Genomic DNA, 12,511 nt, shown 5'->3' with positions numbered 1-12,511 from the left:
GTAAAGCATTTATTTTTTGCAAGTTATTTAACAGTTTCAAAAAACGATAAATTCTGATATTTTGTGAATACATAAATTATCTGTTTTGTAAAGTCTAATTTAGATACGCTTACCCTGCTTCTTGTGTTTAATATAAAGACGAGAATTCTTAGTGGCTTGGTTAAAAGTTGGCTGAACAAATACCAGAATCAAAAATGCCCCACCTAGCAGGGCAATACTTGCCATAAGCACAGTTGCGTGTAAACCCGACACAAATGCATTGCTAATTGCCTGATGCATAGCTAGGGTCGAAATGTTGAGTGGCAGGTGACTGGGGACTTTAAATCCACCATGCAAAACATCAGCGATGAGGCTTTCTTGGAGGTTTGAGGGTAGACCCCAAGTGGAGAGCGATCGCGCCAAATCTGAGGCTAGCTGTTGGGTGAGAATTGTTCCTTGGATAGCAACTCCTAAGATATTCCCAAAACGATTACTAGTGTTGATTACTGCTGAGGCAATTCCCACTTTTGTCGAGGTTATAGAATTCAGACCTACTGCTGCTAAGGGCGCGAGTGTCAAGCCGCTACCGAAACCCGAAAGAATCAGGCTCCACAAAATCGCTCCATACTCTGTATCGGCACTAATTCGGATCAACGAAAATGTAGCTATGCTTGCTAGGATAAGTCCTGTCGCGATCGCAAAGCGCCACCCTAAGCGAGCAGCAAACCACCCAGAACATATAGATGCAATTACAAAAGCTCCATTCATCGGCAGGAAGCGCAAGCCAGCTGTCGTTGCCGAGTACCCCTGCACTTGTTGGAAGAACAGGCTGAAGATAAAAAGTAAGCTGACAACACTGAAGAATACCAAAACCTCAACGACATTGACAACAGTAAATGTCGAATTTTGAAACAAGGATAATGGTAGCATTGGGTGGCTACTGTGGGACTCAACAAATAAAAATGCCAGAAAGCTAAGTCCAGCAACTATCAGCAGCAAGACAATGAGCGGCGATCGCCACAGCCCAGTATTCCCTTGGGTAAGTATGTATGTAAGTGAAGCTAGAAATATTACACTAAGCAGTAAACCAGGCACATCAAGACGTTGTTTATTGGGATCTTTACTTTCCTTAACAACACGCGAAGTCACCCAAAAAGCGATCGCGCCCAGCGGTAGGTTGAGAAAGAACACGCTTTGCCATCCCAAAGTATCCACTAGTAGTCCGCCTAGTCCAGGCCCCGCAACGAGGGCAAGTCCTGACACGGCAGCCCAAATACCAAGGGCTTTTGATTTTTCATTCGGTTCAGGAAAGGTATCAGCAATGATCGAGAGAGAACCAGTTACTAGGGCAGCAGCTCCAATTCCTTGAAGGGTTCGCCCAGTAATTAAGATACTCAAACTTGGAGCCAGACCGCAAATTAAAGAAGCGATCGTGAAGATGACTAGCCCTGTAAGGAAGACTCGCTTACGTCCATAAATGTCTCCTAATGTTCCGCTTGGCAGCATTATACCAGCCGCAGACAAAGTGTAAGCGTTGAGAATCCACTGTAATCCCGACACGCCAGAGTTTAGACTTATCTGAATCTGGGGAAGCGCCACATTCATCACAGTGTCATCAAGATTGGCCATGAAGAGGGCGAAACACATTACCGCCAGGGTAACTGCTTTAACACGATCTCGATTCATCGCTGTTACTACCTCTGCTGGAGTGGTTCTGCCACAGTTGTTTTATAATTATTAGCAAGAATCTTCTGTAAGATATCGGGAATTTCAAACACGGCTCTATTGTTGATGGCAGCGACATTTGCACGGTAGCGGGCAAAATTTTCCGGCTGAAGAAACTGGTCAACCGCTCGATCAATATCTCGAAAACTGGGGATAACCAAGCCCACCTGCTGCTGTTGAATCCAGTCAGTAGTGTATAGTTCTTGTGGCATTGTGGCAATACTGCGTTCCACTATTACTGGTAGATTCATAACCAGTGCCTCGCTGATACTGACATTACCTGGTTTACCAATCAGAAAATCACAAAGATGCATATAGTAAGGAATGTCTTTTGTAAAAGTGGTGACAAACCTCTTCTGGAGACTTTGACTCTCACGTAAAGCTAAAGCTAGTTCTTCATTGCGTCCGCAAATAAAAATGAGTTGTAGTTTTTGGTGGAAAGACTCCAGACGCTTGGCAATTTCCAGCATTGCTTTGGAGCCATTACCCCCGAATAATACAAGTCCAGTCAGACAGTCTGGATCTAAACCCAACCGTTGCCTTTCTTCGGCACTATCGCTGACAATTGGTTCATAAAAGCGAGGGTTAATGACTAGTCCCGAAGTTTTGACAATCAGCTCCTCCTTTACTCCCAAAGAATGAGCTTGCTCTACTGCTTTTTCAGTACCACAGACTATATAACTTCCTGTTTCCGGTTCTATCCAATACGCCGACGGAAAATCAGCTAAATCTGTAAAAACTGTTACTACAGGGGTGTCTGGTTTTACTCTCTGTAAACTTTCCCATATCATTTTGTTAAACAACGGCACTACAGAAACTACCATATCTGGCTGTTGCTCGCGCCAATGTTCCTCGAATATCCTCACACCAGCATCGTGATTTAGTTTGATAAGTAGTTTATTAAAGGGCATCGTCAGATGGTGAATCCATGTCCAGCCGCTTTGCATAATCTGGTTGAGAACTTGATCTCCACTAGTTCCGAATAGCCTGTAGATATCTAGTGTCTTTTTTCCTTCTGCTAAACGCTGCGCTAATGCATCCACATCGGTAATACTAGTTTGACAGGGGAGTTGTTGCTCAATGATTGAAGATATGGCATTAGAAGTGGCGATATGACCTCCACCACTATTTCCGGTAACAACATTGATCAAAAACTTTTTTTTGGGATATGAGGGTGATTGCATTGTTTCCATAAATACAAAAAATCTCTTACAAACAAAACTTTCTTTGTTATGCTGCTGTGCAAATTTCTATTCAATTGATTCTTCCAGCAACTCTATAAGGCATCATGTAAAAATAAGTTGTACAAAATTTATTTGGAATAGCTTGCTAAATCTAGCTTTCACACAAAAATTGTTCAGGTTATTTTTACACAAATCCTAAGGAAGGCGATCGTTGGATTAAATGCTTTTGCGGAAAATGATGCTCATCCCAGAATAAAAATTGAGCCAATAGCCAAAAATTGCGTAAAATGCGAAGAATATAAATCTGCTCGAAGTCAACACTTTCCTTGAGTTGATCGGTTCAAAAAAGACATCTACTGGGCCCTCGAGAATCCGTTGGTACTCATTTGAAACGCGAGCATTCAGGCTGGGCCAGAGTGTATCATGATTAGGCCGTAATGAATCTATAAACTCCCACCCTTGACGACGCCCCAATAATTCGATGGATTCAGGAGTATAAATATGAAGGTGGTAGGGGACATGTACCGCGTTACAAATATCGTTTATGTCAGGTCGATTTAAGTTAAGGTTAGACGCGTTTGGTGTGCTGATCAGAATATAACCACCAGGGGCGAGCAAGTTGTTTAACCTATCTAACAGAGCATTAGGATCTTCAACATGTTCGATGACATCCTGGAGTAAAATGTAATCGAATGCTCCTTGTTGAAGCGTTGCCGGATCGCCAAAGCCGTCCTTGGTCCCGTAAGGATCATATCCGTGACAATTGGTAAAGCCTTGTTGTCGCAGGTACTGTACAAATAGACCGTTTGCACCACAGCCATAATCGAGTATTGAGTGAGTCTTGGAAAACCCATACTTGGTGAGTTGTTTGCGTAATTTTCTGTAGAAGACGCGAAATGGCCATGTCAATGTTGCCTGGGCAATCGGATATTTTGCGTAGTAATGATCAAGATCCACGACATCTAAACAATGAATTGTCTTGCAATCAGGACATCTCCAAAGCTTAAATTTTTCATCCATAAAGGCTCTGACGTTGCATGGAAACGTAGAAAATGCAGATTCATCATTCGGATCGACGCGATAATTGCAAATCAAACATTCAAGGCGTTGCTTGGTTGTACTAACGAGTTGTTGTTGCACCATAATCCTTCTGTTAGAAAATATTAACAATTTTTTAGTCAGAACTTTAGGGAAATTCTATGTTTTTTATCCATCACAAGTGCGATCGCATCGTATCCTTTTGGCACTTTCTACATAGAATTCGCTATTTCTTTCTCAAATAAACCAAGTGCGCGAAGTACTGCGTGATCCATGTCATAGTACTTGTAATCCCCAAGTCGTCCGGCAAACAGTACTGTACCTTTGAGATTTTCTACTTCTTTGAGGTAAAGACTGAGGCGATCGCGGCTCTCTTCATTGAGAATAGGATAATAAGGGTCATTCCTCCCTGGTACATAAGCCTGGGGATATTCCATCACCAAGGTAGTTTTAGGAGAAGTTTGCCCTGACAAATACTTTTGTTCAGTGATCCGAGTGATGTCGTAATCGTTAGGGTAATTAACTGTACCCACTTCTTGATACTGTTCTTGATCCAAAGTATCGAATTGAAAGCGCAGACTACGATAGGGCAATTCACCATACATATAATCAAAAAAGGTGTCAATCGGCCCAGTGCAAAGTAGCCGATGAAACTTAACATCTTTGATAATCTCGCGGTAATCTGCGTTTAGCAGTAGCTTAATGTTGGGATGAGCAAGCATCCGCCGGAACATTTCTGTATAGCCTAGCTTAGGCATAGCCTGATAGGGGTCTTGAAAGTAACGGTCATCCCGACTGATATAAACTGGAACACGTCCCGTTACCCCCCGATCCAGATCCTCTGGTTTCATCCCCCACTGCTTGATTGTGTAATGCAAAAAAACATTTTCATAAATGTAATCAGCTAAAAAGCTGAGATCGCCACTAGCACTCTCTCGCAGTTTCAAAATCGGTACTTTTACTCCGAAACCGAAGTTTTCTAGAAGCAAATTCTCCAGTTTTTCTGCATATTTCTCAGGAAAAAGTGCATAGAGAGAATTGAGGTTAAAAGGGATAGGAACTTTCTTACCTTCCAATACTCCCAGCACATGATGATAGTAATGTCTCCATTCTGTAAATTGAGAGAGATAATCCCATACTTTCTTAGATTTAGTATGAAAGATGTGAGGGCCATATTTATGAACTAGAATACCATGCTCGTTGTAGTAATCGTATGCATTACCTCCGATATGATCTCGCTGCTCTACAATAAGTACTCTCTGTCCAAGCTGAGTTGCTAGCCGTTCAGCCATTACACAGGCTGAATATCCAGCCCCTACAATCAGCCAATCAAATAGCATATTATTTCACTCCGGTTATTTTTTTCGGAATTCATCAAACTGTTGAGGATAACTGCTTATTTATTTCAACTGTTGCAGAAGGTGCAACTGAGAAGGAGTTTTCAAGTATTTGTTCCAAAATATCAACAACTTCAAATACTCCTTGATTATCGATCGCGGCGGCGTTGGCACGGTACTGAGCCAGAGTTTCCGGTTGGATTAGCTTTGCTACAGCTTGGTTAATATCCCGAAAATCGGGGACTACAATTCCAATCTCATTTTCTGCAATCCACTCAGCCGAAGGTCGTTCTTGAAACATACTTAAGGCGTTGCAATCTGTAATTACTGGCAAGCTCATTGCCACAGCTTCGCTAACACCTACAGAGCCGGATTTACCAATGAAGAAATCCGATAGATGCATATAGTAAGGAATTTCACTAGTAAAAGTTTCAATGAATCTTGGTAAGCGACTCTGTTGACGGCGCAAAGTATTTGCTATCTCTTCATTGCGTCCACAGATAAAAATGAGTTGTAGATTTAGTGACGATTTTTCTAGAGAATCGGCAATTTCTAGCATTGCTTTTGATCCCTGACTACCAAAAGTGATTAAACCTGTTGGTAAATCTGGATTTAGACCTAAGCGTTCTCTTTCAATTTTGCGATCGCTATTTACGGGTTCAGAAAATCGAGGATGAATTACCACTCCTGAAGTGCTGAAAATTCGCTCTTGCGTATAACCCAATTTTTTTGCTTGTTCAACTGCTCGTTGAGTAGGACAAATTAAGAACTGTGCTTGTGGATCAATCCAGAAGTGAGGTGGACAATCGGCATGATCGGTCATTACGGTTGTAAAAGGCACACTAGGCGATACTGCCTGCAAGCTTTGATTAATTAGCCCGTTGATATAAGGCAATAATGAAACCACCATATCAGGTTGATGCTGCTGCCAATATCTTTTAAAACGTCCTAGCCAAGCAAAACGAGAAAGGCGTATTTGTAATTTGAATGAGGGAACTAAGAAAGGGTCATTAATAATTTTTGCCCAGTCTTTTTTGAGTATTAGCTGATTATAAACGTAATGTGGAGCAGTCGTGCCAATAATTTCTTTGAAAGCATCTACTATATGAATTTCCCAAGGCAATTGTCGCTTCTCGATTACTTTTTGCAAAGCATTGGCTGTGCTGCGATGACCTGCGCCTAAATCATAAATCATCAAATATACTTTTTTCATGGTTTTTCCATTGGGTTTGTATTCGGGTTCAGGACAATCTTTTTAAATTTGATATCTAAATAAACAACGTCATCTTTCACTGATATGTAGTAAACACTTTAGTGCTTAAGAAAAGGACTAAAGTCCTTTCTACGAACTTATTTACCTATCAAAGTTGGTGTGGTCAAGTACTAGTTTTGTCTGATATTGCTGCTACCATTGATTTACTTCCACTAAATTTCAACGCAACGCGCTTTTGATTCTCGATCCGGAGTTGATTGAGCTTACCTACTCCCATCCACTGATAAACTGCGTCGCCAAATAAGGGAAAAATTTGCCACAGTGCCATTAGCAGTTTTGATATAGTTTCTGTTGTCGGATCTTGATTGACAATCACTTCTGCTTGATTCTGCTTAATGGCGCGGATGACGGCTTTTGCGACATCATCTGGTGTAGATGCGCCAGCTAACTTTGGTATAGGTACGCCAGTATCAGCAATCATTCCCTCACCAGAAACATATCCTGGACAGATTGCAGAAATCTCCACGCCAGTACTAGCTAGTTCTTGTCTGAGTGCATCAGTCCATATAAGAAAACCAGCTTTGCTAGCAGAGTAAACACTGTTGTAAGGGTTTCCCTTTTTACCAGCCAGAGAAGCAATATTAACAATGTGACCCCTGTTTTGGGCTAACATCGTTGGTAGTACCAAACGGCTTAATTCCATCCCCGATAGCAAGTTAATTGTTAATATTGACTGTAACTCCGCAGTGGAATAATCTTGAAATTTTTTGTATATCTCTATACCTGCGTTGTTAATCAAAATGTCAATTGGCCCTGCAAGCTGATTGATTTGCTGAATGAGGTTTGGCAGATCGTCAAGCTTGCTGAGGTCATATTTAATACCTAACCAGCGACCTCCTAAAGCTTTGATTTCGGCAGCTACTTGATCTAGTGCCTCTTGCTCCCGCGAAACACCAACTATAGTTGCTTTTTCTTTTGCCAAAGCACGAGCAATAAAGACTCCTATCCCGCGTGAGGCTCCTGTCAAGAGTACTGTCTGACCTGCAATAATTGTCATGTTTGCTTAACATCCTCTTTCATTGAGTACCAACTTACTTCAGGAAGTAGCAACGCTCTCTTTGAGAGAAGGGAAATGCTTACCACCCAGTTCAATTTGCTCCTGTTCAACCCCAGTTTTGATTCTGGCAAGTAAATATTTCCAGTCAGAGGCGATGATATTTGTGCCATGATCTGGTTCTATCAGACTGGCTAAGGCAATATTGCTGCCATATTTATTCACTAGATTGTATATACCTAAGAAATTAAAAACTCCTGATTCATAAGTTCCACAAGGAACTGAGGGATTTTGAACTCCAGTACAGTATTCATGGGGTTGCAACCACTCTTTTGCAGGATATCCGTGGAAATGAACCATTGGCATTCCATTTTCAATTAATTCTGGTGCATATAAAGCAGCAGCCAGTGCGATCGCCACCATGACATAGATATCATAAGATGGTTTGATATCGCCCACTACAGAATCAAGACCTTTTGGTAACTGGAGTAATAATCTATCTTGTAATCCAACCCTAAATACGTCTGTTTCTAAATTCAGGTTTGTTTTATTTGAGCCAGAACGAGAACTAGCAAGCCAGATATCTGGTATTTGTTTAAATACGTATTTTTCGGCAATCTTAGTTTTGATATACCTTCTACCAATTTCATTTTGACGCAGTTCATCACTACTGAATCCTGCGATTGTTGATAAGTTGTCCCACTCCCTCTCAGATATTTCTACAGCACCTATATATTGTGGGGGTTCCGCGTAAGCGACAAAACCGTAAGAAACTCCTGTTCTACCATTTATCATCCAGTCCACAATATCACGGTGTGACTTTCTTTTCATCACATCGTTAATTTTAAAACCAGAAGGTAGTAACTCTGTTGATGCTAACTCTTTACCCAATTTGACTAATTGTCCTGCATAGACAGATGCTTTCGCGTCATATTCACCAATTTCAAATCGACTTAAAGGTAATGGTTGAATTGGTACAAAGATTTTAGGAATTAAAGACTTAGAAACGAACTCATCAAGCAACTCTGTAGAAAATACTGAGTCTGAGAGGTTCATGTTTAAGATAGAGATATTGGTGCTATCAACCCCAATCACAATTTCCGAAAAGTTCTTGATGAGGGTATTTACACCAATTGGAATCTTTTGTTGATAAGGTATTTTTGGATCAATTAGCTTTGGATTCAGTTTTGTTAAAACGATCGCTTGAGTATTTGTCGGGTCTTCAAGTGGTTGGACACTCTCTTCAGCCCAACTGATAAATTGCATTATTTTAGAAGCAGATATCGGGTTCTTGTTGAAAACAAAATGAGAATATAACCGATAGAGCAATTCTGCTAAAAATATCTTTGCTTTACCAAACAAAGACGGATATTTTTCAACATCTACGACAGCATTAACACCTGATTTAATCACTCTTGTGGTGATATTTCTTTTCAAATTTATTAAAGGAATAGTAATTTCGTAGTTAAACTCTTTAGTTGCTTCTTCCCAAGATAGAATCTGAACTCCATTTTCTTGCAGTTTATTTTCTAACTCTTTCCTAAACTGTAAAACTGTCTCTTCTTTGTAACCATTAGGCAAAGGTCTAAAGGTAACTTTAAGCCTATTCGCCATCAGCTTGGGATCGATGACAGGAGGAATAAAGCCTGTAATTTTACGGCAATAGCCACCAATCAAACGGCCAATTGTTTGCAAACTCAGGTCTTGAGCTTTAGTTGTAGAACTATCACTAACGACATCGTTACTTTTTTGCAGAAACGCCAGAATTTCTGTTTTGCGTTCAGCTAGTTCTGTGCGAATTTCTGCTGTTAGTAATCCTTTCGGAGAATTAATCTTGAGTTTATCATTATCAGCCCACAACTGAACGCCTTGATGATTAAGATTTTCCAAAAGTTCTGATACGTTCATAGATTCACCATTTTTGTTGTTATGTAAATAGAATTCAGGGGTCAGGAGTCAGAATGGGCTAAACGCCCTGCTACCGCTAACAGAATGAATTATGTGTCAATAGGCTTGGGTAAAAGGCAATTTTTTTAACGAACCGCAAAGACGCGAAGGACGCGAAGGAAGAAAGAAAGGCTTAACTTAAATTTCAAAGGTTTCTGATTCAGAAGCTTCTACTTCTTTGGCTAAGTGCTGTGAAAGTGACTCTATAGTGGGATAATGCACTAAGAGAAGTGGAGACATATCTAGTCCGAGGAATTGTTTTCCAGTACTAGCGATCGCGATCGCTAGTACGGAATCTAAGCCGTAACTGTCAAAAGGTAGCCGGACATTGATTTCATCGGGTTTAACTCCCAGTTCTTGGGCAATTTGGTTAACTAACCAAGCTTGAATATCTTCTGCTGTCAGAGATTTGAGACTAAGTTGCTGCAATGTTATGTTAGTTTCCTCCTTAGTTTCGGTCTGCTGGTGTTGCTTCTCTAATAGCTCAAACAGTCTCGGCAGCAAATTTAACTCTGCTTGTGAAAGTTCTGCGGTCATTTCTAACTGTTTGACTAATTGTTTGAAGTCTGCATTATTGAGAGATTTATTCAAGGAGACGCTCTCAACTTTCTCTTGCCCATTCCGATTAGCTCCAAACCAGTGACGCTTTCGCTGCCAGGGATAGGTTGGTAATTGCAGACGTTGACGCGAGTAATCTAGGTCAAAAGCTAACCAGTCTACTTTTGCCCCATGTACATATAAAGTTGCCAAACTCTCTAGTAGCTGTTGCCAATCTTCTTTTTCTGGATGCAGACTGGGAAGCGAAACTTTTTCATTTTTAGACAAGCGATCGCTACCTATTTCTACAAATATTTCGTACCCCTGTTGAGCTAGAATATCTACGCTGGCTGCATTTACAGGTTTTCGTACTTGCTCAGACCAATACTCAGGGGTAGCAATTTCACCATTTAGATGAGAAACTACAGGAATTCGTGGTTGGGAGTAGGTTACTTCCCTAGCAATTTTCTCAAACTCGTCTACTTGGGACTTGACAACCAACTTCAAGGCATCTTCCAAGCTGAAAACTCCGGCTACACAAGCAGCAACGTATTCCCCGATATCATGACCCATAACTGTGGTGGGTTGTATACCCCAGGATTTCCATAATTGGAAAAGGGCATACTCTAGGGAGAAGATGACAGGAGGAGCAGGGGGAGATTGAGAGAAAATTGTCTCTAGTAATGGTTGCTCTAAGTAAGAACGCAGGATTTGATCGCAATGGTCGAGGGCAGCACGGAAGGTAGGTTGGGTTTCGTAGAGTTTACGCACCATTCCTAAATACTGGTAGCTCAAGTTTGTGAAAATGAAGGCTATTTTTGGAGAACCTGCCACCTTTGCTTTAAATAAGCCTGCTACTTCTTGTCCAGCCCTGAAGGCGGCTAGCTTTTCATAAAGTTCGCTAGATGAAGATGCTACCACACTTAAGCGATGTTGAAAGTGCGATCGCCCGCTATTGGCACTAAAGCAGATATCTCCTAAAGCTAAGTCTGGGTTAGCAGCCAAGTGCTTCTCATACCGTTCGGCTAACTGAATTAGAGCTTCGTCTGTCTTAGCTGATAGTGCTAGTAAATGTAAGGGGCGTTCTATTAACCTTGGCGCTACTTCTGAAATGGGAGCCTCTTCCAAAATCACATGAGCGTTAGTGCCGCTAAAACCAAAGGTATTCACTCCCGCCAGTCGGCGCTTTGCTCCTACAGTCCAAGGCATTCGCTCAGTCGGAACTTTTAGCCTAAATTCATCCCATTTAATGTTAGGATTAGGCTGCTGAAAATGCAGATGCGGTGGGATTTCTCCATGTTGCAAAGCCAGCACCACCTTAATTAAACTGGCGATCCCAGAAGCGGGTTCTAAGTGACCAATGTTGGTTTTTACTGAACCAATAACCAAAGGCTGATCTTGAGGACGATTCTTACCAAATATTGCCCCCAAAGCTGCCACCTCAATTGGTTCTCCAACTGATGTCCCAGTACCCTGAACCTCTACATAGTCAATTTGGGCTGAGTCTACGCCACTATTTTCTAAAGCTTGGCGAATCGTAGCTTGCTGAGACATCCCATTAGGAGCAATCAAGCTACTACTGCGACCATTGTGGTTTACCGCAGAACCCCGAATCAAGGCTAAGATGTTGTCTCCGTCAGCTAAAGCATCTTTGAGACGCTTGAGGACGACGACACCACAGCCTTCTCCTTTCACAAAGCCATTCGCAGCAGCATCGAAGGTTTGACAGCGACCGTTAGGATTTAGCATCCGTGACTTGGAGAGAGCAATGCTGGTGTCTGGGACGAGATTCAAGCCAACTCCGCCAGCTAGGGCTAAATTGCATTCTCTCAACCGCAAACTTTGACAAGCCAAATGCACTGAAACTAATGAAGAAGAACAAGAAGTATCGATCGCCATACTCGGGCCTTTTAGCCCTAAAATATACGACAAACGCCCAGCCGCTACGCTCAAGGAGTTGCCGATCGCACTAAAAGCATCGATTTGGGTTGAGTCTCCTACTGACGACATTACCTTGCTGTAATCATTGAGGTAAATGCCGATAAATACTCCTGTAGAACTGTTATACAAATGCTCTGGTGCAAGAGTTGCATTTTCTAAAGCCTCCCAACCAACTTCTAATAACAGCCGTTGTTGAGGATCTATACTTGCTGCTTCCCTAGCTGAAATCCCAAAAAATTCTGGGTTAAAGCCATCTACCTGAGTTAAAAAACCACCTTTGCGGGTACACACTTTGCCAGGAGCATCAGGATCTGGATCGTATAATTTTTCAATATCCCAGCGATCGGCAGGAACTTCAGTAATGGCATCAACTCCATTGCGTAACAGTTGCCAGAATGTCTCTGGATTGTCAGCACCGGGAAATCGGCAACCCATACCAATAATTGCAATTGGTTCTCGTTTGGCGTACTCCAACTGGTTAACCTTGGCTTGCAGGTCTTCAATCGCCCGAAGCGCCCGCTTGATGGGTGATACAGTATTTTCTTGTTCTGACATC

8 protein-coding genes are annotated in these 12,511 nt (G+C 41.8%); all 8 read right to left on the bottom strand.

All coding sequences use genetic code 11. The features are described from left to right. Positions 1 to 99: 99 nt before the first annotated feature. The 8 genes from V7K25_RS18010 to V7K25_RS17975 all read right to left on the bottom strand — a co-directional run bounded on the left by V7K25_RS18010 (position 100) and on the right by V7K25_RS17975 (position 12,510). Positions 100 to 1,665: an MFS transporter gene (locus tag V7K25_RS18010; protein ID WP_335159892.1), complete on the bottom strand. Its 1,566-nt coding sequence runs from the start codon at positions 1,663 to 1,665 to the stop codon at positions 100 to 102. 8 nt (positions 1,666 to 1,673) lie between these two features. After that, the gene (locus V7K25_RS18005; RefSeq protein WP_335159891.1) at positions 1,674 to 2,897 is read right to left on the bottom strand and encodes an MGDG synthase family glycosyltransferase; all 1,224 of its coding nucleotides are present in this window, start codon (positions 2,895 to 2,897) and stop codon (positions 1,674 to 1,676) included. 207 nt (positions 2,898 to 3,104) lie between these two features. Continuing rightward, positions 3,105 to 4,031 carry a class I SAM-dependent methyltransferase gene (locus V7K25_RS18000; RefSeq protein ID WP_335159890.1) on the bottom strand — a complete coding sequence of 309 codons (927 nt, stop codon included), beginning with the start codon at positions 4,029 to 4,031 and terminating at the stop codon, positions 3,105 to 3,107. Positions 4,032 to 4,138: 107 nt separating this feature from the next. Next, positions 4,139 to 5,266, bottom strand: a complete 1,128-nt coding sequence (gene glf / locus V7K25_RS17995) for a UDP-galactopyranose mutase (protein WP_335159889.1) — start codon at positions 5,264 to 5,266, stop codon at positions 4,139 to 4,141. Between the two features lie 34 nt (positions 5,267 to 5,300). Beyond that, positions 5,301 to 6,476 carry an MGDG synthase family glycosyltransferase gene (locus V7K25_RS17990; protein ID WP_335159888.1) on the bottom strand — a complete coding sequence of 392 codons (1,176 nt, stop codon included), beginning with the start codon at positions 6,474 to 6,476 and terminating at the stop codon, positions 5,301 to 5,303. Positions 6,477 to 6,639: 163 nt separating this feature from the next. Further along, positions 6,640 to 7,533 carry an SDR family NAD(P)-dependent oxidoreductase gene (locus V7K25_RS17985; protein WP_335159887.1) on the bottom strand — a complete coding sequence of 298 codons (894 nt, stop codon included), beginning with the start codon at positions 7,531 to 7,533 and terminating at the stop codon, positions 6,640 to 6,642. 39 nt (positions 7,534 to 7,572) lie between these two features. Next, positions 7,573 to 9,438, bottom strand: coding sequence for a hypothetical protein (locus tag V7K25_RS17980; RefSeq protein WP_335159886.1), 1,866 nt, complete (start codon positions 9,436 to 9,438; stop codon positions 7,573 to 7,575). A 177-nt stretch (positions 9,439 to 9,615) separates the two neighbouring features. Next, positions 9,616 to 12,510 carry a type I polyketide synthase gene (locus tag V7K25_RS17975; protein ID WP_335159885.1) on the bottom strand — a complete coding sequence of 965 codons (2,895 nt, stop codon included), beginning with the start codon at positions 12,508 to 12,510 and terminating at the stop codon, positions 9,616 to 9,618. Position 12,511: the final 1 nt, after the last annotated feature.

Origin of the sequence: Nostoc sp. (genome assembly GCF_036919495.1) — a bacterium.
GTDB lineage: Bacteria > Cyanobacteriota > Cyanobacteriia > Cyanobacteriales > Nostocaceae > Nostoc.
The sequence above is the reverse complement of the archived record's forward strand: the minus strand, read 5'-3'. Positions and strand labels throughout refer to the sequence as shown.

Bases quoted from the DNA above. Each gene is read 5' to 3' on its own strand.
- V7K25_RS18000 (WP_335159890.1), bottom strand. From the start codon at position 4,031: ATGGTGCAACAACAACTCGTTAGTACAACCAAGCAACGCCTTGAATGT.
- V7K25_RS17985 (WP_335159887.1), bottom strand. From the start codon at position 7,533: ATGACAATTATTGCAGGTCAGACAGTACTCTTGACAGGAGCCTCACGC.
- glf (WP_335159889.1), bottom strand. From the start codon at position 5,266: ATGCTATTTGATTGGCTGATTGTAGGGGCTGGATATTCAGCCTGTGTA.
- V7K25_RS18005 (WP_335159891.1), bottom strand. From the start codon at position 2,897: ATGGAAACAATGCAATCACCCTCATATCCCAAAAAAAAGTTTTTGATC.
- V7K25_RS18010 (WP_335159892.1), bottom strand. From the start codon at position 1,665: ATGAATCGAGATCGTGTTAAAGCAGTTACCCTGGCGGTAATGTGTTTC.
- V7K25_RS17990 (WP_335159888.1), bottom strand. From the start codon at position 6,476: ATGAAAAAAGTATATTTGATGATTTATGATTTAGGCGCAGGTCATCGC.
- V7K25_RS17980 (WP_335159886.1), bottom strand. From the start codon at position 9,438: ATGAACGTATCAGAACTTTTGGAAAATCTTAATCATCAAGGCGTTCAG.
- V7K25_RS17975 (WP_335159885.1), bottom strand. From the start codon at position 12,510: ATGTCAGAACAAGAAAATACTGTATCACCCATCAAGCGGGCGCTTCGG.